This is a genomic window from Rhizobium sp. 11_C7_N12_5 (assembly GCF_051811145.1).
Lineage (GTDB): Bacteria > Pseudomonadota > Alphaproteobacteria > Rhizobiales > Rhizobiaceae > Rhizobium > Rhizobium lusitanum.
Window position 1 is genome coordinate 198,128 of the sequence record NZ_JBPWPY010000004.1, and the last position, 21,145, is coordinate 219,272.

The 21,145-nt window shown below is 59.2% G+C and carries 21 protein-coding genes and 1 pseudogene; 11 read left to right on the top strand and 11 right to left on the bottom strand.

What is annotated here, in order from left to right; translation table 11 throughout:
- Positions 1 to 2: 2 nt before the first annotated feature.
- The 3 genes and pseudogenes from AB8B29_RS35945 to AB8B29_RS35955 form a co-directional block, all read right to left on the bottom strand.
- A complete protein-coding gene (locus AB8B29_RS35945; RefSeq protein ID WP_439007278.1) occupies positions 3 to 1,811 on the bottom strand; it encodes a response regulator receiver domain in 1,809 nt (602 codons plus the stop codon).
- Positions 1,811 to 4,768, bottom strand: coding sequence for an ATP-binding protein (locus AB8B29_RS35950; protein ID WP_439007279.1), 2,958 nt, complete (start codon positions 4,766 to 4,768; stop codon positions 1,811 to 1,813). Before AB8B29_RS35950 ends, AB8B29_RS35945 begins: the two co-directional genes overlap by 1 nt.
- 229 nt (positions 4,769 to 4,997) lie before the next feature.
- A pseudogene (locus AB8B29_RS35955) lies at positions 4,998 to 5,282 on the bottom strand (helix-turn-helix domain-containing protein); the annotation flags it as partial.
- 108 nt (positions 5,283 to 5,390) lie between these two features.
- On the opposite strand from AB8B29_RS35955, the gene AB8B29_RS35960 reads away from it, so the two are divergent.
- The 3 genes from AB8B29_RS35960 to AB8B29_RS35970 are packed head-to-tail and all read left to right on the top strand — an operon-like array spanning position 5,391 to position 8,938.
- Positions 5,391 to 7,043 (top strand): transposase, encoded by a 1,653-nt coding sequence (locus AB8B29_RS35960; RefSeq protein WP_439007280.1) that lies wholly within the window; start codon positions 5,391 to 5,393, stop codon positions 7,041 to 7,043.
- 6 nt (positions 7,044 to 7,049) lie between these two features.
- Positions 7,050 to 7,928, top strand: coding sequence for a TniB family NTP-binding protein (locus AB8B29_RS35965; RefSeq protein ID WP_439007281.1), 879 nt, complete (start codon positions 7,050 to 7,052; stop codon positions 7,926 to 7,928).
- A complete protein-coding gene (locus AB8B29_RS35970) occupies positions 7,925 to 8,938 on the top strand; it encodes a TniQ family protein (RefSeq protein WP_439007282.1) in 1,014 nt (337 codons plus the stop codon). Before AB8B29_RS35965 ends, AB8B29_RS35970 begins: the two co-directional genes overlap by 4 nt.
- Before the next feature lie 34 nt (positions 8,939 to 8,972).
- Here AB8B29_RS35970 and AB8B29_RS35975 read toward each other — a convergent pair whose 3' ends face one another.
- The gene (locus AB8B29_RS35975) at positions 8,973 to 9,491 is read right to left on the bottom strand and encodes a DUF6428 family protein (RefSeq protein ID WP_439007283.1); all 519 of its coding nucleotides are present in this window, start codon (positions 9,489 to 9,491) and stop codon (positions 8,973 to 8,975) included.
- 42 nt (positions 9,492 to 9,533) lie between these two features.
- Here AB8B29_RS35975 and AB8B29_RS35980 point away from each other — a divergent pair, with 42 nt between their 5' ends.
- The 7 genes from AB8B29_RS35980 to arsK are packed head-to-tail and all read left to right on the top strand — an operon-like array spanning position 9,534 to position 13,918.
- Positions 9,534 to 9,890: an ArsR/SmtB family transcription factor gene (locus AB8B29_RS35980; RefSeq protein WP_439007284.1), complete on the top strand. Its 357-nt coding sequence runs from the start codon at positions 9,534 to 9,536 to the stop codon at positions 9,888 to 9,890.
- Entirely contained in the window at positions 9,887 to 10,417 is a 531-nt protein-coding gene (locus AB8B29_RS35985) for an arsenate reductase ArsC (RefSeq protein WP_439007285.1), read from the top strand. The genes AB8B29_RS35980 and AB8B29_RS35985 overlap by 4 nt, the downstream gene beginning before the upstream one ends.
- A complete protein-coding gene (gene arsN2 / locus AB8B29_RS35990; RefSeq protein ID WP_439007286.1) occupies positions 10,417 to 10,860 on the top strand; it encodes an arsenic resistance N-acetyltransferase ArsN2 in 444 nt (147 codons plus the stop codon). The genes AB8B29_RS35985 and arsN2 overlap by 1 nt, the downstream gene beginning before the upstream one ends.
- The gene (locus tag AB8B29_RS35995; protein ID WP_439007287.1) at positions 10,857 to 11,561 is read left to right on the top strand and encodes an aquaporin; all 705 of its coding nucleotides are present in this window, start codon (positions 10,857 to 10,859) and stop codon (positions 11,559 to 11,561) included. Before arsN2 ends, AB8B29_RS35995 begins: the two co-directional genes overlap by 4 nt.
- A complete protein-coding gene (gene arsC / locus AB8B29_RS36000; RefSeq protein ID WP_439007288.1) occupies positions 11,558 to 11,986 on the top strand; it encodes an arsenate reductase (glutaredoxin) in 429 nt (142 codons plus the stop codon). The genes AB8B29_RS35995 and arsC overlap by 4 nt, the downstream gene beginning before the upstream one ends.
- Positions 11,943 to 12,686 carry an arsenical resistance protein ArsH gene (gene arsH / locus AB8B29_RS36005; RefSeq protein ID WP_439007289.1) on the top strand — a complete coding sequence of 248 codons (744 nt, stop codon included), beginning with the start codon at positions 11,943 to 11,945 and terminating at the stop codon, positions 12,684 to 12,686. Before arsC ends, arsH begins: the two co-directional genes overlap by 44 nt.
- Complete coding sequence (gene arsK / locus AB8B29_RS36010) at positions 12,683 to 13,918, top strand: arsenite efflux MFS transporter ArsK (protein WP_439007290.1); 1,236 nt, start codon at positions 12,683 to 12,685, stop codon at positions 13,916 to 13,918. The genes arsH and arsK overlap by 4 nt, the downstream gene beginning before the upstream one ends.
- A 44-nt stretch (positions 13,919 to 13,962) precedes the next feature.
- On the opposite strand, the gene AB8B29_RS36015 is transcribed toward arsK, so the two are convergent.
- Positions 13,963 to 14,766, bottom strand: coding sequence for a TSUP family transporter (locus AB8B29_RS36015; RefSeq protein WP_037199834.1), 804 nt, complete (start codon positions 14,764 to 14,766; stop codon positions 13,963 to 13,965).
- A 43-nt stretch (positions 14,767 to 14,809) separates the two neighbouring features.
- Between AB8B29_RS36015 and AB8B29_RS36020 the strand changes: the two genes are divergently transcribed.
- The gene (locus AB8B29_RS36020; RefSeq protein WP_439007291.1) at positions 14,810 to 15,064 is read left to right on the top strand and encodes a hypothetical protein; all 255 of its coding nucleotides are present in this window, start codon (positions 14,810 to 14,812) and stop codon (positions 15,062 to 15,064) included.
- Here the strand turns inward: AB8B29_RS36020 and AB8B29_RS36025 are convergent.
- The 6 genes from AB8B29_RS36025 to AB8B29_RS36050 all read right to left on the bottom strand — a co-directional run bounded on the left by AB8B29_RS36025 (position 15,058) and on the right by AB8B29_RS36050 (position 21,079).
- Positions 15,058 to 17,079, bottom strand: coding sequence for a VTT domain-containing protein (locus AB8B29_RS36025; protein WP_439007292.1), 2,022 nt, complete (start codon positions 17,077 to 17,079; stop codon positions 15,058 to 15,060). The two genes, AB8B29_RS36020 and AB8B29_RS36025, sit on opposite strands and share 7 nt — an antisense overlap.
- 10 nt (positions 17,080 to 17,089) lie before the next feature.
- On the bottom strand, positions 17,090 to 17,641 hold the full coding sequence (locus AB8B29_RS36030) for a phosphatase PAP2 family protein (RefSeq protein ID WP_439007293.1): 552 nt from the start codon (positions 17,639 to 17,641) through the stop codon (positions 17,090 to 17,092).
- Positions 17,642 to 17,728: 87 nt separating this feature from the next.
- Positions 17,729 to 18,976: an MFS transporter gene (locus AB8B29_RS36035; RefSeq protein ID WP_439007294.1), complete on the bottom strand. Its 1,248-nt coding sequence runs from the start codon at positions 18,974 to 18,976 to the stop codon at positions 17,729 to 17,731.
- Positions 18,977 to 19,519, bottom strand: a complete 543-nt coding sequence (locus AB8B29_RS36040; protein ID WP_439007295.1) for a Chromate resistance protein ChrB — start codon at positions 19,517 to 19,519, stop codon at positions 18,977 to 18,979. It lies immediately after the preceding gene.
- A 254-nt stretch (positions 19,520 to 19,773) separates the two neighbouring features.
- Positions 19,774 to 20,613, bottom strand: coding sequence for a COG4705 family protein (locus AB8B29_RS36045; RefSeq protein ID WP_439007296.1), 840 nt, complete (start codon positions 20,611 to 20,613; stop codon positions 19,774 to 19,776).
- Between the two features lie 76 nt (positions 20,614 to 20,689).
- A complete protein-coding gene (locus AB8B29_RS36050) occupies positions 20,690 to 21,079 on the bottom strand; it encodes a hypothetical protein (RefSeq protein ID WP_439007297.1) in 390 nt (129 codons plus the stop codon).
- Positions 21,080 to 21,145: the final 66 nt, after the last annotated feature.

Sequence of the window (21,145 nt, forward strand, 5' to 3'; positions counted from 1 at the left end):
ACTTAGTCCTCCACCTGCGAATTGGCATCGCGATCGTCTACGAAATCTAGTCCGATCCTCGACTGTGAAGTGATGAACCTTGATTGGATTTCCAATGCATACTCATACCGCAGCATCCCGCAGACGGTTGCATCCGCATGCTTCATCTCAAGTTGCGAGGATTTTTGGTCGTTCGGCGCCGACACGTAGCTGACTGTGCAGCGAGGAGCGTTTTCGTGAGGCAGGTACCCATCGTTTTGGACATACATCATCATCCAAGCGGGCGATGATCCAGGATTTTCGGCGGCCGAGAACGCCACTCTTTTCGACGTGCCGTCATCGTCGAGGATATTCGCGAAAATCTGTCCGCCCTTTGTTGCGGCAACAATCGCGTCCTTATCGTTTTGCTTTTTCAAAAGCTTAAGAGCAGTGAACCGTTTGATGCCGTCCATTCGGTCCCATGGCCGACCTCGATTGACCTTCGGCACCATGTCGCATGCGGGGGTCAAGCAGAGCCAGTAATCCTGATTTATTCTTAGAACATGCCCGAGTTCAAGATGAGGACTTTTTGCCGGCTTGCTTCCTACAAACGCATTATGCCCCATGCGCGCTTTGGTAAGCACCTCAGCATTCTTGAGATCGACCTTGAAGTGCGACTTCACGACATCGAACGGATCGGCACCCTGGTCTATAAGCGCTTGATCGACAAGTCGAATTTCTTTGGCGAATGTGCTGACGTTTGGAAGCAACTTGTCCAAAAGTTGTTCGGCGTGGTTTCGGACCGTGCTGTTGACGATCGAGTCGAGGTTTTGCTCATCCGCTTTAAGCACTCGGTGATACCAGATTGCGCCCACGTCAGGTTCGCCCAACGCATCGTCCTGAACTTCGATGCCGCGTTCGTTCATTTCGGCCCGGAGTTTTGTCAACATCAGCCGCGGAGGACGGGGATTCCAAGCGCTCAACGCCTTCTGCACCGTCGGTAACAGCTCGCCGCCCTCCTTTTTATCTTTAAAGGCAATGAACCCACGGGCACCTCTGATAAACATGACAGGTTCCTGGCCCCAAAATGATACGCCCAGGTCTTCCGTGGAAAACATCTTCGCGTTTTCTTGCTCAAAGACTTGCAAGGCGTATTTCACTGCGCAGGGCCATTCGGCGCGGCGCAGGCCGGATTTCTCCAATACGGCCTTTACGTCACCCCATGGCGAGTTGCCTGCCTGCACAGCTCGTCTCAGTTTATCGTCTGGGCGGTTCTCGAGCAGCGTGGTCCAGATGTACTGACTATCCTGAACCGCCTTCAGAAGATCATCCTCATGATGATCGAGAAACTTCTGGAGGTTTTCGGGAAGCGAATCTGGCAGCGCCCCGTGGCGCGCAACCGAAAGACCGATAACAAATTCCTTGAATACCCGATCAAGAGGCTCCTGAGTGTGAACGAGGATTAGGTTGAAGTGTTTGTTGGCTAGCGCCTCGCGAGCGATCCGGACCGCCTTGGAGCCGTCGCCCTCTCTGGATTTATCGAGCTGATAATCCAATATCAGAAGATCGGTTTGATGCAGTGTGTGAACTTGCCGCTCGTCAGTCTCCTCACTCGGTGAGGTGCCGTCGTGGATATCGAGCAAGTATGGGGCCTTAGGCCGCCTGAACTCTTCGATCACCGACCGTATCCTCGCACGGTTCTCTTTCCAATTCTTATGGCCGTGCTTTTCTTCGCGAACGGCGTCGTCGAGCAGTATCTCGTGCAGGGTCGGGTAATCGTCGTCCACAATCAGGACAGACCGTATAGGCTCTATGAACGCCTCGGTAATGAGGTCGCTGTAGCTCTTTTCCATTATTCCCCCTGCGGCCCCAGATCCGCATCCCGAAACTCAATATAAAACGCCGCGCCCGAAAGCGTTGGCGGGTCTTCCGCCGTCTTGTACCGGATCGAATGCCCGCCAGCAGCTAGGTTTGCCCTCGCCAGATAAAGCCCAACTCCTCGACCCGATCGCTCTTTACGTGTGAAGAACAGCCGGAATATCTGGGAGGTATCCTCCTCGGAAACACCGGGTCCGCTATCCGCGATCACGACCTCGTTGCCGACGACGTCGAATAGGATTTCACGCGTGGGCCTTGCCACCGTCGCCACCCAGTAGACGCTGTTGTTCACCAGATTCATAAAGACCGGGAATATGCGAGCGGGCCTCTCGTAAAGCCTCACCGACAGAAATTCGTCCGTCGCCCTGAACCGTATTCCCGACTCGGCTAGCTTCGGCGCGAAGAATTGCCGGATGAACTCGGCGATCTCCACACCCGTAATCCATCTCTGCAGGCGATCGCCCGACAGGCGAAGCGGCGAGAGAAAACGCAGCTGATCCGTTAGGCCTTCGATGCCTAGTCGGATGTCCCTGACTTGCGGCGCTTTTCGTATGTCTTCGGGCAGCGAATTGAGGCCCGCAGTCGCCATTTCGTCGAATTCCTGAAGATCATGCGCGGCGATCTCGACAGCAATACCCAGTTGAGCTAGTGCAGTTAGGCGATCAAGCTCCGCAGAGGCTTCTCGAAGGTCTTGATTTTGAACGCTTGCAAGCGTCTCTAGGTCGATCTCCGCCTTCACATTCTCCAGCGCGGACACGTAAATGCCGAAGATTTGCCGGTTCTCCGAAATCCAGTTATCTCGCAACTGAGCCAGAAGACTGATAGCCGAGCCGACGTCAACCAGCTTCGCCGAAACCTTTGCGACGACCGCGTCGGCATCCTTCCCGAAGTCCGCGATCCTCGACTGTGCCAAGGTGCGGACGAGGTCGTATTGCTCTCGCTGCAGCCCGACAATGTTCGATTGGAATTGCTCGACCTGCTGCCGCACCGCGTCGGCCGATTGCCTGATCTGCTTGTCGAGGAGCCGCGCGGGCTCCGCCGCTTGAAATTCTTCGAGTGCCTTACGGAATTTCGTCTCATACGTCGAAATCAGCTCGGAGACCGTGTCGGCATTGTTCCGTGCAGCCTGATATCTGCTGGTGAAGCGGGCGGAACCCGACGGTTGCGGTCGGACACTGGTGTCGGCAAGCGAGCTCCTCCAGTCTGATATGCGACCGGCAGCCGCAACGACTTGATCATCCTCCGTGAGGACAAATCCCTGGAGTTCGCGATTTATTTCGGTGAGAAGCGGCGGCAAATTCTGTTCGGCACGCTCGAGCTCGGCCTGGAACATTTTGCGCTCGCGTTCGCGCAGCTTCTTCGCCTCCTCCTCGGCGCGTTCCGCACGATTGCTAGCCTTGTTCGCGGTTATTCGTGGCTTGCGGATATCGGACGCGGAGCCGAAATACCTCCTTGCAGATTGATCGAGGATGTTGCCGACCAAAACACGGAAGGTCTTCGCAGCGGTGTTGTCGATAAAGCCTTCACGACCTGCCTTGTCCTTGAGGTTCGGATTGTGCTGTCTCGTAAGCGCTATACGGCCGAACATCTGACGGTGGTTCCAAAAGTACCGTCCGGCGTTCTTGCTGCGCTTGTACTCTATCGAGAAAAAGTCGTTGTCCTCGCGCCCATACGGCAACACCCGTAGACCATCGCGGTAGATCATCAGCCCGGCGTAATCCTCCGCCAGCGCCCGATAACGGATGTGCTCGGCTCGTTCATGACTGGAATTTTCCTGCTCGAATTCCATCGACGCGATATAGATGTCGAATGCCCCTACACGGGTTGCGGACCGCTCTGGCATGTAAAGGCCTTTCGGCAGCTCGAACTCGACGGCTCCCTCGATCCAGAAGCCGAATGCCTTCAAGCGTCCTCGAAACACTCCGTCGTCGCCGACCGTACCCTCGAGCTGATGCTCCATATCCTGGACTTGAGAACGATCGATCGCCCTCTCGGCCCCAACCAGTATCTTGGCGCGCGTGCCGTCCGACCCCGGAGTCCGCACATCGACTGAATAGTCGAACTCCGGCCTACTACGGCCCGTGGAATATGGATCGACGAAGTTCGACAGTGTGCGCTCAAAACGGTCGATGACCTCGGCTCTGACTAAATCGGTATCACCCGTCGAGGGAAGCGCTTTGAGAGTGTCGTCGAGCTCGAAAACCAACATAGCAGTTCCCGGTCCGTCCCATTTCTCCAGGTGTTCGGGCCGAAACGGAATTCGCTTCATGCTCTGGATGATCCGCTGGGACGGCGGGAGACCAGCGCGCAGCGGCTCCTCGCTGCGCCACTCGTCATCGAAGCGCTTCCATGCGGCTTGCACCGGTCGTTCCGTAGTCCGCCAGCCGTCAGCCATGGCAAGAACTGAACCCATTAGATTGTCCACCAATGCGGGCAAGGCGTTGAGGATATCAATCTTGGTGTCGAAGGAGCCGCTCGCAACCGCGACCTCGGAGAGATTCAGATAAGGATTCTCGAACATCCGCCAGTCTAGGAGGGCGGCGACGTATTTGTCGGATCGGTGCTTGCTGATAAGAAGGAGGACAGACCCGAGTTTGGCGCTCGACAACCTGCCGATACCTTTTTGGCCCTGGCGAGCCCTGATCGGTAGCCCGCCCCGATCCGCAGAGGCAACCGGATGTGTGTCCGATATCTTGCTCTCGGTGCCGATAACCAGCCACCGCCCGAACAGGTCGGCTTCCCGCATGCCGTGGCCGTCGTCCGTAAGAACCGCGACGGAAGGCTCCTCGTTGAACAAGTGGAGATTCACAGTCCGCGCGTAGGCGTCCCAAGAGTTCTTCCAAAGCTCGGAGACTGCTGTTGGGGCGTCAGCGATCTGCTCTCGACCGAGGTGATCGATCGTTCGCGCCCGAGTCGCGAAGGTCTTGGTCACAACGCTGGCTTTATCCAATTCAGTCAACTCTCGGGTTACGACGGCAATTTCGCGACAATGTTTCCTCTGCCACATTATGCATTGAACGGTTAACGGAGCATAGTGAAAAGCAGTGCGTTTTCATACTCAAAGGCGAGCTGCCCCGGAAAGTGCAATCAAATTTTCTGTTTGTTACGCTCCCTCAATGGTTGAAATCGACATACGATCGTTACCCAATTTTCAACACAAGTTACAGCACACCCCAGGCCCGAAACCTCCCCCTCCCCGTCATCTCCCTGAGCCCCAGCCCCAAAACAATCCGCCGTGCCGCCTGCGGCGTGACGTCCAGCGTCTTCGCCACCATCCCGGCCGACACCAGCGGTTTCGCCACCACCAGCTCGATCAGCTCCGGCAGTTTTGAAGACGTTCGCCGTCCTTCCAACTTTCGGTCCATCATCGTTTTCGCCAGCGCCAGACGATCGTGCTCCTTCAGCCCGATCTCGGCGGCCGCGACCAGGCCGTGGGCGATAGCGAGTGTGGCTTTTACTTTGTGACTTCAATCCGGGAAATGTCATACCTCCGTTAGGTTTAGCCGATAAATACAAGGCGATTTTCCGCTAACGATTTCAGCGAGAGCCGCCGTTTGCCAAAGCGATTGCGCGATCGAACACCCAAGGCGGCCGCCGCGATCTCGGACGAGCAATGGTCGGCCGCGCGCCGCGCGGCTCGCGAACTGGACAAGGTTCTCGATGATGGTGGTTCGAAGCAGGAAGCCGTCGCCCAAGCCGCGGCCGAATTGCGCCTGACCACCCGCCAAGTCTACAATCTGCTCGCACGCTATCGCACTGCGCGAACGGTAACGGCGTTGCTGCCACGCATCCCCGAATCCCGGCGCTCGCGGCTTTCGGCCGAAGTGGAGGCGATCATCAGCACAACCTTACGCGAGCAATGGCTGGTATTGGAGGCGCCGCCTCTTGCGCCCGTCGTTGCCGAAATCCGTGCTCGCTGCGAAGAAGCCGGCTTAGCCGTGCCGTCCTACGTTTCTGTCTCCCGGCGTATTCCGGCATTGTTCGGACCCGAAGAAATCGCCAGGAAGCGATCGGCCAATCCAAAACACCTGCTACGGCTGAAACCTCGACCGGGTTACATCCACGCAACGAACCCGCTGGATGCCTGTCAAATCGACCATACACCGGCCGATATCAATTTCGTGGAGGTCGTCGACACAAGCGGGGTGTTTGTCGGTCGACCATATCTGACGATCGTCACTGACGTTGCGACGCGATCGATCCTCGGCTTCTGCCTAACACTGGAAAAGCCGTCGGTCCTGTCTGTCGCACTTTGCCTCGCCCATGCCATCTGCCCGAAGGATGCCTGGCTTGCCGCACGGAACCTTGATCACCCATGGCCGATGTTCGGTCGGCCGCGACTGCTCGTCACGGACTCGGCAAAAGAATTCAAGGGGCACGCGTTCCAACGCGGCTGCGATGACTATGGCATCCGGATCCGCTACCGTGATCGCGGTCGGGTACATCAGGGTGGCGTGGTCGAACGCCTCCTGGGCAAGCTCAACGCGGTTCTCACCACCTATCCGGGGTCGTCCGGCCGATCGGTGGCCGATCGTGACGGATATCCTGCCGGGCAGCATGCCCGACTGAGTTTTGGGGATCTGGAGCGTTGCGTCGCTCTGGCCGTAATCGATCACAACCTTCAGGAAAATTCCAAGACGCTGAAGGTGCCGTTCACCGAATGGCGGCAGAACAGCAAGGACTTGCCGCGCTTCGAGGACAACCCGCAACATGTGTTGTTGTCGTTTCTGCCGGGAACGGAGAGACAATTGTCCCCACAAGGCATCAGCATGTTCGCCTTGCACTATTATGCACCATGGCTTGGCGTCCTCGTTCCGCAACGCGACCGGCTTGGAAAACTGGAGATCCGATACGATCCCCGCGACATCAGCCATGTCTACGTCCGAGACCCGGAAAGCCGGCAGTATCGGGCTGTCGAGCGGCGCGATGGTCGACTGACGTCGCTGACGCTGTGGGAGTTCGAGGCGGAGCGCGCCCGTCGGCGCACGGCAAACCAGCGCTCAAGCGTCGAACAAGTGGCGTTTCGCCGTGAGATCGCCGGCATTGTGACGGCCGCAAAGCCTTCGAAGAGCCAATTGCGCGATGCCGTTCGCAGCGCACATGCCGCCGCGGCGGTAAAGCCTCATTCAGCCATGCAGCCGCAAGAGCCGGCGACGGCCGGCCATCCTGTCCGTCAGAAACGTACGCTGCCGGTCGAAGATTGGTGACCAGGCATGGCGAACCATCTCCTCGAGCATGCACGCTCCTATCTGGATCGTGACCTGGAAGAACGCGTCGCATATGTCCGTGCTTCGCGATGGATCGGTCATCAGGTGGCACAACACGCTCATCGGCGGCTGGAGGACTTGCTGTCGCGACCACCATCGTTGCGCACGCAGGGTCTGATGCTGGTAGGACCATACGCCAATGGCAAGACGATGATTGCCGAGCGTTTCGCTGTCGAACATTTGAGGCGCTCGCCCGAACAAAGAATATGGATGATCCAAACGCGCGAGGGCGCCGGGCTCGGACACTTTTACGGCAGCATTCTCCAAGGGTTGCGAGCCCCTGGCAGCGACTTTCACAACGTGGGGCGCAGGGCCGAGCAACTCGATCACCTGCTGGCCACCCTCAAACCGAGGATGCTGATTTTCGATGAGTTCCACAATGCGCTACGCGGCCGCACGCGCGACGTCGAGGCTATCTTTGCCTTCCTCCGGCGGATCGGGCGCCAGTATGATATTTCCCCGGTTCTGATCGGGGAGGTGGCCGTCTATGACTTCATCAACGCTACCAGCGAAATGGCAAGCCGGTTTGACTCTTTTGCCGTTCCGCGGTGGCAATATGGCGAAGAATATCTCATGCTCCTCGACAGCCTGGAAGCGGCCTTGCCTCTCGCCAAAGTTTCGGATCTATCCGGCGAACGCTTGGCGCGACGCATATTCGACCTGTCGGAGGGATTGATCGGAGAGACCGTCGCCATCGTCACGAAGGCGGTCATCGCCGCGATACGCTCGGGAGCGGAACGTGTCACCAAGGCCAGCGTCGACGAACTCCGCTATATACCGATCTCGCAGCAGCGCAATGCCGCCCTGCGCGAGTGCCTGCTATGACAACCTTCGAATGCGGGCCGACGACCATCGCCATCCGCGCGCGATACGACGAAGTCGTTTCGGACAGATGGCCTGTCTTCGTCCGACCCCAGCCTGGCGAGTTGCTCTCAAGCTGGGCGCATCGGCTTGCATTCGCGAACGGCATTGCGCCCCGGTCTTTCGGCCGCGTGCTCGGCTTCAGCGGCGGAATGTGGTCTCCATCCCTCGACATGAATTTTCAGACCGACGCCGTCAATATCCTCAGCGCGCGCACCGGTGTTTCCCTGCCGCAACTTTTCACGATGTCCCTGAAGGGATCGCCGCTGAAGCGCCTGCTTCTCCCCCTTCGCGATGATGGACGCCGCCGCGGTTCGGCTTGGCTGCAATTCTGCCCGCAATGTCTGGCGGAGGACGCCCAACCGCATTTTCGCCGACAGTGGCGCTTGTCGACGAGGATCTCGTGCGCGCATCACCGATGTGGATTGCGTGATCGATGCCCGTCTTGTCGCAGTCGCATTGCGGCTTTCAACCAGGTTGAGCTCGTTCCACAGCATTTTTGTGTCACCTGTGGGTTCGATCTGCGACAGGCCCCTAAGGTTTCTGTCAGTCCATCCGTACGGTCGCTGGACCAATGCATTCACGATATCTGCACGCTGGAAGCAATCACCGATGCGATGCTCAGTAATTCCCTTATCCGACGCCTGCTCGCCATTCCGGACATTTGCCGCCAATATCCGGCGGCATCTCTCGTCGGCCTGTCCACATCAGCGCGCATTCGATGTTTCGTGCGCCTCGCGATGCGACCGAATGACTGGCTGATAGAGGATGACGATGCTGTGGTCGCGCTTTGGCGACGGTCCATCCTGTCAGCGGGTGGACATGCTTCCTTGATCGGGTTGCTTGCGGATACCCTTGAGCGCAAGAGGCTGCGGTTCCGTCCTGAAAAACGCCGGCAACCGATGACCGAGCTTTCCACCTTGCTGACAGCCTACTTACGCATGATGGAAAATCCTCGACGTCGGTCTGTTTGAACAGAACTGGCGAGCTGAGGATTTCCTTGGCCCCTTAGCCGCAGCAGCCGCTCTTTCCGGTCGAGGGACCACAGCATGATGATGTCTGTTGCTCTGCAAGCCAACGGTCGCGTGGCTTGCAACTGGCCGGGCGCGGCGAAAGTTCGACATGGACTGCGCCGGCACGCAGCACCGGCACACCCGCGCAATAGAGCTGCATCGGCTGCACGCCATCGCTGACTTCGAAGGTCAACTTGGCAGAGCCGTCCAGTTGTACATGCTCCGTCACCTTGCGGATGATGGCGTAGAACTTGCCAGCCGGCATATGGGTGCGGTCGTCCTCATCGATGTCCCAGAGCTGAATAAAAATCTCCGTCCAGGCCTCGGGATTGGCGCCGCAGTCCAGCGCGGAAAATTGCCCCGCCTTGACTTGCGTCACATGGTAGCCGGGATTCACCGGCCGGCCGTCGTAGTAGAAAATCAGCGGGGAATCCTTGGCGCCGGCGAGGGTGTTGAGCAGCAGGCCGAGGTTGATGTCGTCTTCCTGAATTTTGCTGTTGTCGATGGCGTTCATTTGCGCTAATCCTCATTTCAATCATTCAAGGATTGTTGAAATATGGATCAACGTCAAGCCCTCATCGCATTCGGTGCCCTTTCCCAAGAAACCCGCCTTCAGGTGATCCGCATGCTTGTTGTCGCTGGCCCGGATGGGTTGGCGGCAGGCGCGATCGCGGAAAAGGCGGAGGTGTCGCCGTCCAATGTCTCCTTCCACCTGAAGGAGCTGGAACGGTCCGGGCTGATTGCCCAGCAGCGTGAATCCCGGTCGATCATCTACACAGCCAACTACGAGGCGCTTGGCGGCCTTGTCCGCTTCCTGATGGAAGACTGCTGTTCCGGTCATCCGGAAATATGCGCCCCGGCCGCCGAGGTTGCGGCCTGCTGCAACCCTACAATGGAGGAGAAACCGCGATGACCACAGACCGCGTTTACAACGTGCTCTTTCTCTGCACGGGGAATTCTGCCCGTTCGATCTTGGCCGAATCCATCCTGAATACGGAAGGCAAAGGCCGCTTCAAGGCCTATTCAGCCGGTAGTCAGCCGAAGGGCGAGGTCAATCCGCATGCCCTCAAAGAGCTTGCAGCCCTCGGCTATCAGTCGACGGGCTTCCGCTCGAAAAGCTGGGATGAGTTCGCAGAAGCCGGCGCTCCGGAAATGGATTTCATTTTCACGGTCTGCGACAGCGCCGCCGGCGAGGCCTGCCCGGTCTGGATCGGCCACCCGATGACCGCTCATTGGGGCATCGAAGACCCCGCTGCAGTCGAAGGCAGTGAGATCGAGAAGAGCCGCGCCTTCGTGCAGGCCGCCCGCTTCCTGAAGAATCGCATCATGTCCTTCATCAGCCTGCCGATCGCCTCGATCGACAAGCTCGCCCTGGAAACGCACCTGCGCCAGATCGGCACGATGGAAGGCGCCAGCATCAAGCAGTCCAAGGCGAGCTGATGAGCGTCGATTTGAACCAACAGCCCTTGGAAGGCGATGACGAAAGCCTGCGTGCCGCACTTTCTGGCGCCGGGCTTCCGATCGATGACCTGACAGACGCCGGCCGCAGCTTCTTCCGATTTTCGCGTGACGGCGAGACGGTCGGCTTCGGCGGGCTGGAACTTTACGGCGAGGCCGCACTCCTGCGGTCTATCGTCGTGCTCTCCGATCGGCAGGGTTTCGGTTTCGGCCATGCGATCACCCTTGGCTTGCTCAACCAGGCCCATCGGACGGGTGCGGGCGCTGCCTATCTGCTGACGGAATCGACAGCCCCCTTCTTCCAATCGCTCGGCTTTCGCCCGATTGCCCGCGATGAAGCGCCGTCTGAAATCCTGACGACGCGGCAGGCCGCAAGCCTCTGCCCGGCATCCGCCGTCCTGATGGTGCGGAGCCTGCCGGCATGAGCGCGGTATTTCCGCTATCGCGCCGGCTGGTCGCCGAAGCGCTCGGCACGCTGCTGCTTGTTGCGACCGTCGTTGGTTCCGGCATCATGGCCGACAAGCTGACGGACGATACGGCACTTGCGCTGCTCGGCAACACGCTGGCAACCGGGGCAATGCTCGTCGTGCTGATTACCATCCTCGGGCCGATTTCCGGGGCGCATTTCAACCCGGTCGTATCGATGGTCTTCGCGCTCAGGCGGGAACTGTCCGGCTCTTCCCTTCCGGCCTACATCGCAGCGCAGATCGTCGGCGGCATTGCCGGTACCGTGCTTGCCCATGGCATGTTCGCGCTGCCGCTGCTGCAGGCTTCGGAAACCGTGCGCACCGGCGGCGCGCAATGGCTCTCCGAAGTGACGGCAACCTTCGGCCTCGTCTTCGTCATCCTTTCGGGCATCCGCTTTCGCGCTGATGCCGTGGCGTGGCTGGTCGGCCTCTATATCACAGCTGCCTATTGGTTCACCGCTTCCACCTCCTTTGCCAATCCGGCCGTCGCGATCGCCCGATCGCTGACGCACACGTTTTCCGGCATCCGCCCGATCGATTTACCGGGCTTTGTCGTCGCTGAAGTCCTCGGCGCGTTGCTGGCCCTGATGCTCGCCGGATGGCTGCTGATGGACGCCCGCAATCCTCAGACCCTCACTGAAACGGAATCTGCCCCATGATCATGGACGTTACGATCTATCACAACCCGGAATGCGGCACCTCGCGCAACACGCTGGCGATGATCCAGAACGCCGGCATTGAGCCCAACGTTATCGAATATCTGAAAACCCCGCCGTCGCGCGAAGAACTGGTGAAGATGATTGCGGATGCCGGTTTAAGCGTTCGCGAGGCGATCCGCGAGAAAGGCACGCCCTATGCCGAGCTCGGCCTCGACAACCCCGTTCTGACAGACGAGCAATTGCTCGATGCGATGCTGAAAGACCCGATCCTGATCAATCGGCCGTTCGTCATCACCCCGCTCGGCACACGACTGGCGCGGCCGTCCGAGGTCGTGCTGGAAATCCTGCCGGAAACGCATCAGGGCGCCTTCACCAAGGAAGATGGTGAGAAGGTATTGGACGCCGAGGGCAAGCGCATTGTCTGATCTGCCCGCAGTCTCCCCAGCGCACTTGCACCAACTCGACGTGGCGGCACTGCGACCGCCGTTCTCGACCCACAAGCCGCGTATCCTGATCCTTTATGGTTCGCTACGCGCGGTCTCTTACAGTCGCTTGCTCGCGCACGAGGCCGGCCGGTTGCTTGAACACTTCGGCTGCGAAGTGCGGATCTTCAATCCCGACGGCCTTCCGCTTCCCGACGCCGCGCCGGTGACGCATTCCAAGGTGCAGGAGCTGCGCGAGCTATCGGCATGGTCCGAAGGCCAGGTCTGGGTCAGTCCGGAGCGCCATGGTGCGATGACCGGGATCATGAAGGCGCAGATCGACTGGATCCCGCTTTCGGTGGGATCGGTCCGGCCGACCCAGGGCAAGACGCTGGCGGTGATGCAGGTCTCTGGCGGCTCGCAGTCGTTCAATGCCATCAATCAGCTGCGGGTTCTCGGCCGCTGGATGCGGATGATCACCATTCCGAACCAGTCGTCGGTGGCGAAGGCTTTCCAGGAGTTCGACGCCGACGGCCGCATGAAACCCTCCTCCTATTACGATCGCGTCGTCGACGTTTGCGAGGAACTGGTGAAGTTCACCTGGCTGACGCGCGATGCATCCGACTACCTCACTGACCGCTACAGCGAGCGGAAAGAGGAGGCCGAAAAGCTCGAACAACGCGTGAGTCTCAAATCCATATGAGCACGACCCTCGCTGAGAAGCCGCCTGTCGCCGCAATCCTTGCGCTCGGTCTGACGCAGATCATCGGCTACGGATCGCTCTATTATAGCTTCAGCATTCTCGCGCCTGCCATGGCGCGGGATTTGAACTGGTCGTCGGAATGGATTTTTGGCGCGCTATCAGCGGCTCTCCTGATCGGTGGTCTCGCCGCGCCGACCATGGGCAAGTGGATCGACCGTTTTGGCGCTGGCCGTGTGATGACGGGCGGCTCGGCGATCGCCGCGGCTGCCCTTGTGGCTTGCGCCTTCTCTTCCGGTAAGGTCGCCTTCGTCGCGGCGCTGATCGCCATCGAGACGGCATCCAATCTGGTGCAATATGGAGGCGCTTTCGCACTGCTCGTGCAGATCAAGCCGAAGGTCGCGCAACGCAGCATCACCTATCTCACGCTGATCGCGGGGTTTGCTTCGACGATCTTCTGGCCGATTACGAGCGCACTTCACGCGCATATGTCATGGCAGGCGGTCTATCTGATCTTTGCGGCTCTCAATCTTCTGGTTTGCCTTCCCATCCATGCGTGGTTGTCGCGCAGCGTCAGCGAAACCCGCAAACGGGATAAAGGCGAAACGGTGAAGCACGTCGAACCGAGCCTTCCGCCATCGGTGCGTACACCAGCATTCATCCTGATGGTCATGGGCTTTGCCCTGGAAAGCTTCGTCAACGCGGCACTGCTCGTGCACATGGTTCCCGTTCTCTCCGGGCTCGGGCTTGGAGCCATGGCAGTGATGGTCGGAACGCTGTTTGGTCCGTCGCAGGTGCTGAGCCGCTTCACCAATATGGTCTTCGGCGGCGGTCTGTCGCAGTTGACGCTGGCGTTGATCTCCGCCGTGTTGCTGCCGGCGGCACTCGCCATCCTAATCGTCACCGCCCCCTCGGTTCCAGGCGCAGTGGCGTTCGCGGTCGTCTTCGGTCTCGGCTCCGGGCTGAGCAGCATCGTCCAGGGCACTCTGCCGCTGGCGCTGTTCGGTAGCGAGGGTTACGGCCAACGACAGGGACAAGTGTTGGCGATCCGATTGGTGATCTCGTCGGCCGCGCCATTCGTCCTGGCGTTCCTGATGGAGAACATCGGGGTGCCGTGGTCGCTCACGGTTGCGGCCGTGATTGGTGCCATTGCCGTGGTCGCGTTCATCGCGATTGGCCGGTTAGCGCACCTGCTCGACCGATCGCGTCACACTCTCGGCCGCGCTGAGACCTGATCTTTTCCAGCTCCTTTGGGACGGGCCGGATGTTTGCCAGGCGCCTAGTGCCGCCAGACTTTTACTGCCGAGATCAGCAGGATGATCGCCAGGGCGGGTAGCAATATCGCGTTGGGGACGATGCCAAGCAGCAGGCCGCCGATAAACGTGCCGACGATCGATCCGGCAGCCATGATGAGCAGGAAAGCCTTGTTGCGGCCGATGACGGAAAAGCTCTGGTCGCGACTGTAGCGGGTGAAGCCGACCAGCATCGTGGGCAGGCTCACCGCGAGCGAGAGGCTACCGGCGAGCTTGATGTCCGCGCCGAACAGGAGGACGAGCGTCGGGATCAGCAGCTCGCCGCCTGCGACACCCAGGAGTGCGGCGACAATGCCGATGATGAAACCAGCGATAACGCCGGCAATCATCTGGGCTACGCCCGTCAGCAGCGGTTGGCCCGCTGTCGCATCGTGGCCCAACATCAGGATGATGGCGATCGCCACGAGCATAATGGCGATGACCTTGTAGAGTGTCTCCGATCGGAGTCTTGTTGCCCAGCCTGCGCCCAACCAGGCGCCGATCAGGCTTCCCGCGAGGAGGTTGAGAACGATCGGCCAGTTATCGGCTATCGTGGCGAAGGGAACGGTACCCGCCCGGAAGGGAAGCGCGGTCGCGACAACCACGAGGCTCATGGCCTTGTTGAGGATCACCGCCTCCAGGGCTGCAAAATTAAAGAACCCGATCAGGATCGGAAGGCGAAACTCCGCACCTCCGAGACCTATGAGGCCTCCGAGAGCACCAATAATGGCGCCTCCGCCGAAAGCAGCTGCGGGATGACGGGGAATTGATGTGTTGGCGGCGTCGGTCATGGGCGATATGTATGCACAGATATCACGAGGTTGGACAGCCGGTATGGCAGAAGCAAACATGGAAAATTGTCGATGGTGTCTTTCGAATGGATTGGCTGGAGCTGATCCAGCGGCGAGCAATCAAACGCAATACATGATGCTCAAGCTTACCTTGCCGAACCCATCCGCAATGGTCATTCCCTTCCGGCTCTCTGGGCGGTATCCCGAGACGTTTCGCCAGGTTCGATATGTCCTTTGGGGATATCCGCAGCCGAAGGTTCGTTGCTGGTTCCAGAGTGATTTGCTGCGCGATTATTGATGGGCCAAGAGAACACGCCCGTCCCACCCGGCATTCGTTTGCTCGACAGCCCGTGACACGAGGCTGCCGCCTTCAAAAGACTGCGCCAGCGCCTGCCTCGGCGCGTTGAAGTCGGGTTGCGTCGAAACCAGAGTGATCAGCGAGAGGGGGCGATAGATACGCTCTTCCGTGACCGAACCCACCCAAAGTGGAGTCGGCTGTCCGTCCATGAGTTCCAAGTCGGCGGTCCACAGGCGAAGAACGAGACGCGAATTTGAGTTGGTGGGCGTGCCCCAGGATCGGACGAAGGTTAGATCTGGAAGACGTCCGCTCGCAAATAGAGGGACGACCGGGACAGCAGCGGCGTCGGTGGATGCAGTGAGCCATGCGAGGGCGGTTACCGGCGTCCAACCGGTCGAGGGCCTCCAACCATGTTGCTGCAGCACATCCTGCAAATCTGGTAGACCACCCGCCCATTGGAACGTCAGCGGTTCCTTCACTTCACCGGTGAGATCAATCCGCCGCTCGGGTAGCCTCTGCCAACCTGTCGCCCACCAGTTGGCAACAGCCGTGATCTGTGTCGCGCTCTTGGCTGCATACCGCTCCACATCGATCGCATGGCTTCGATAGATGTTGCTTCCTCCAGCAAGGAGAAGTGCTACGGACGTCGTGACAAGCAAGGCTGGCGATCCTATTCGTTCGACCGGCCGACGCAGATAGAAGAGGCCGAGCAGTATCAGCCACGCGGATCCGAATGCCGCCCCGCCAACCACGTCGGAAAACCAATGCGCGCCGAGGTACAGGCGCGAGAACGTGATTAGGAAGATCAGAGCCGCGGCGCCCAGGGCGACGGACAGCTGCAGCGCCGGACGAAGCTCGCGGGCAATGAGAAACGCAAGAAAACCGTAAAGCACCATGTTCGTCGTGCTATGGCCGCTCGGGAAGGAAAATGCACTCCAGCCGGAATAGAGGAGCTCATCTGGTCTCGCTCTGTGGAGTGTGACCTTGATGATGGTGTTGAGGGCCGACGCCCCGGCGATAGCAACCAGCCAGAAAACAGCCGTGCGCCATGCATGTTTCCACAGGAGCCATAGGAACACGATAGCCGTGACCGCCACTACCACTTTCGTGTCGCCAAGCTCCGTGATGCCGATCATAATCGCATCACCAGCTGGCGTGCGAACCTCCTGCAGTGCATTGTAGATAGCGCTATCGGCGAGAACCAGCGGGTCACCGTTGATCACGTCCTCAAGGACGCCGAAGAACAGCCAGGCCGCGCCGCCGAGGAGGACAAGCATTAAGGCGAGGACCCGCGCTTCGGAACGCTCCGGGTCGAGCAGGCTGGCGACACTGCGGCTGAGCCATGTGTCGCGGGTCTCAGCCCAACTCCGCATCTCTGCGATGCCAACGTTCAGAAGCGGAACAGCGCGCCTCATTGTCGAGCGTACAAGACACCAGGTGACCCGGCCCGCTGCGATCAGAATGACCAAAAGGATCGCCAGTGGTTTTGATGCTGCGCCGAGGACACCGAATGTGGCGCCGACGAGAACGCCGGGCAAAATGTGTGACGGCGCCCAGACAAGGGCCGACGCGATGTTGACGGCATAGAATCGCCTCACCGACATTCCGAGCATGCCAGCGAGAAGCGGGACGAAGGCGCGAACCCCCGGCGCAAATCGGGCGATAAAGACACTCTTGTCGCCGTGCCGCTTGAAAAAGGCTTCGCTACGCGCGATCAGTTCGGGGTGTCTGTTCAGTGGCCAGCGCCCAAGAATCTCGCGGTGGTATCGATGGCCAAGCCAGAAAGAAACACCATCCCCGACGATCGCACCTGATGTCGCTGCGGCGAGCAAGGGCCACAGCACCAGGACGCCACTCGGAACGAGAGCGCTCAAGGCAAGTATGACCGCCGTGCCCGGAACGATGACGCCGATCATTGGGATCGACTCAGAGAGCGCCAGCAGAAATACTGCGAGATAGGCAATGTGCGAATGCGCGCTCAGCCAGTCGATTGCCGATGAGACCAAGGACGCCATTTCCGTCGTCCTAAAGGATGTTGGTGATCAGTCGGTCGGCTCTGGTGCCTTCCCGATACACCGCACGGACAATCAATGCTGCGATGATTCCGGTCAGAGCACCGCCGAGAACGTCACTGGCATAATGGGTGCCGATATAAATACGGGAGAAGGTGACCAGGCAAGCCGCGGCAAGGAAAGCAAGGCCGGCTCGTCGCGAGCCATGAATGAGAAAGGCCGCCGCAATCGCAAAGGTCGCCGTTGCGTGGTCGGACGGAAACGAAAAGTCGGCGCTTCGTTCGATCAGCAGGTTGGTTATTCCGCCGTCATAAGGGCGGGCCCTGTGAATGAAGAGAAGAATGATCTGGTTGATGCCGAGCCCCAGTAGAAACGAGAACCCTGCCGCGACGAGGATATGTCGCATGTGCGGTCTGTCTGGCCTCCGCCACCATTGAACGGCGACCGCCAGAATCATAAGCGGAACGCCGATACTGGAGATCCAGATCATCAGAAGATCGAGAGCAGCGCTATGTCCTGCCAGTCCGTTGATCGCATGCGTTAGGGCGGCGTCGAGTTCATACATCGGCAGTCTCCAGTTTGCTTCAAGCAGCCTCAGACGCGCTGCCTCGGTAGTTGATTGGACGCGATCACATGGCCGGGCGGCCGATGCTTACACATGGGTCTGATCTCCCAGCCGGACCCGGACGATGAACAAGCCGACGAGAGTCATTATGGTGAAAGCGGCTCCCGCCAGGAATGTGCCCTGCGGCCCCGTCACGTCCCATAGGGCACCGGCGACGACACTGGCTGCAAGCAGTGCGATGCCTGTCACCAGGTTGAACACGCCGAAGGCGGTTCCACGCAGTTCGGCGGGAGCGCTTTCTGCAATCAAGGTTGCCAGCAGGCCTTGGGTGAAACCCATATGAAGACCCCAGAGCACCACACCAACCCCAACCCAGGCAATATCGCCGGCGAATGCAAGCGCGAGGTTGGCTCCGAGCAGAAGAACGAGCCCAATTGCGAGAAGGGTCGTGCGATTGACGCGATCCGACAGCACACCAACTGGATAGGCCGAAAGGGAGTAGGCAACGCTCATGACGACCAGGACAACGGGGATCACCGTTACCGAGAAGCCGATGGATTGTGCCCGCAAGATCAAAAATGCTTCGCTGAAGCGGGCGAGCGTGAAGACGGCCGCGACCCCGACCACCCACCAATAGGTTGCTCCCAATCGGCGCAGTTCATCGCGATGCAGCGGCATCCGGACACGACGTTGCTCCTTCGGCCGATCCGGCTCCTTGACTGCAACGACGATCAGACCAACGGACAGGAACGCCGGGATAACGGCGATCCAAAACACCGCTTGGAAATGGTCGGCCGTCAGCCACATCAAGCCAATGGCGAATAGCGGTCCGAGAAAGGCGCCGACCGTGTCGAGTGATTGCCGCAGGCCAAAGCTGGCGCCACGCAGATCGGGTGGGGCAATGTCGGCGACGAGGGCGTCACGTGGCGCGCCTCTGATGCCTTTGCCGACACGGTCGATGAATCGCGCCGCGATCAGCCATTCGATGGACGCAGCCAGCGGGAAGATAGGCTTGGTGAAGGCGGCTAGGCCATAGCCGATCGCCACCAGAAGCTTGCGCTTGCCGAGCCAGTCGCTGAGTGCGCCGGAAAAGACCTTCGTGATTGAAGCTGTCGCCTCGGCGATACCTTCAATGATGCCGACGCTCAATGCCGACGTCCCGAGCACTGTGACCATGTAGATGGGTAACAGAGCGTGGATCATCTCGGAGGATATATCCATGAGCATCGAGACGAACCCAAGGATCCAGATGCCCGTCGGAATACCGGACCTGCGGATAAGCGAGCTGCCGGTGCTCGCCGTGGCTCGGTCAGGCCTGTCCAGTTGACCGCTCATTTATCGGTTCTCGTCATGAGCATCGAAGACCCTTTGCGCGTAGCTGTCGAGCAATGCCTCGCACCCCCGCAAGCGCTCGCTCGCCTCTGCCGAGAGCGTGGCTCCGTAAAAATCGAGCTTCTTGATCTTCTCCAGCCAGCCCTGGAGCTTCTTCAGGTCGGTGTCTTCTTCTTCGAGTTCGGCATAAGTGAACTTGTTGATCGCGATCTCCTTTGCGATCTCGGCCTCGAAATCGGCACACCGTCCCAGAAACTCCCGATACTGATCGTCGCGATCGGCTTTGAAGCGGGATACGACCTTGTCCTCTTGCGCGCGGTCGAGGGCGACTGTCTCCAGGATGACGGATTCACCGCCCATCTTGGAAACATCGTTCTCGAGCATCTTCAGCCGTCGGACATGATCGTCGGTCTTCGGCAGCAAACAAACGCCGTTCTGCAGATAGACGGCGCCCATTCCCTTCAGCCGCCGCCAAAGCGCGATGCGTTTGGTCGCGGGGTCTGGGGGCACTTTATAAGTGAGCAAGAGCCAAGCCAATTTGGTCATGTAACAATCATATTGCAACGACCGTTACAAATCAACCATGGTTGCTGGCGCATTGAAAGAGTGCCGTTGGCGGCAGGAACTCCGGAAAGCGCGTCTTTGGTCTAAGCTAAGCTTCCGCTGGAATATCCATGTCAGAGCCTCCAAGCCGACACAGGCCTATAAGGAAGCCCTTAGCCATCAATCGGGTATGCGCGATGCTCACAAAGGTCGAGAAGTACGGATCCGCCCCGATGACAACGATACGCTGGGCCTCTTTAGAGTTCTTCTTCGGTAACAGTAAACGTCTCGCTTCGGCTGGCCTTTGCCCATTCCCCATCCTCTTCGACGCCAATCAGTTCCTCGCCTTCATGTCCCATGCTCATGAAGACTACGATCGTGACGATCGCGGCGAGAAAGATTGCGCTTGTTATGATCGTGCCAAGACCGAGGCCGCCATATTGCGCAGGTTGAGACATCAGATCGCCGAACGAAGCACCCAGAGGCCTGGTCAGGATGTATACCAGCCAGAAGCCGAGTATCGGGTCGAGACCGAGGAAGAAGTAGCCGATACTGAGCGAGATGATCATCATCCCGAACAGAACGCCGGTCGCCAGATAACCCAGCGCGAACTGCTCGGCCACCAGATCGCCCGCCGCCGTGCCGAGCGCGAAGGTGAACAGGATAGCGAGCCAATAGAAGGCCTCGCGCCGGCCGGTGAATATCGAGTGGATCGAAAGCGTCCGCTCCTTCTGAAACCACAGCAGGAAAGTCAGCGCCAGGGCGACCGAGAAAGCAATCGTCGTAGCCATCAGTGGCACATGGAAGTTGTCGACCAGATTGTCGGTAATCAATGTGCCAACAATGCTGATCAACACCACGGAAAGCCAATAGGCGGCGGGAACATATTTCCTCTGCGCAAACTGCCAGACCAATGCGACCGCCAGAATAACGGACATAACCAGCGACGTCACCGTTAGCCCTAACCCCATCTGCACATTGAGATAGTCGGCTGCCGTTTCACCCATGGTGACGGCCATCAGTTTGATGAGCCAGAAGTCTGCCGTAACGCGAGGAACGCGATTGTAAACAACAGCTTTAGCGGTCGGTGCAGGCATAACGAGTATCCTCGGATGGGCGTCGAACGTCTCGGAGGGCCGTTCCGGCGCGAGGGTGACGCTTTTCGCCGCCCGCCTATTGAGCAGGCTGAGCCGGATTGTTGAGAACCGCCATAAGAGCGGCGAGCGTTTTGTTGACTTTGTCAGCCGACGGGGTGGATTGGCGTAGCGCCCTCAGCGCCGCATCGGAGGCGGCGTCTATGTTGGTCCAGTCGTTCTGGTTTAGCGGACGGATCGCGGTCTCGGCCTGGTCCCAGGCCGTTTCGTAGTCGGTGATGCGCTTTGCGGCAGCAGACAGGTCCCCCTTGGAAGCGAGGGTCTGAACGTCGGCAACGATGGTCTTGAACGATGATAGATCGCCGAGGTCCGCCGTTTTGGCGGGCGCATTGTTGGCGTAGAGCTCAAAACCCGTGAAGGCCGCCACCGGGGCAACAATAAGCGCGATGGCAAGAAAAATCTGTCTCATCAGCGGACTTCCCTAAATTTTAGTAGTGCAAGCAGGCATCACTTCAGTGTCGCCCCTCGCCGGTTG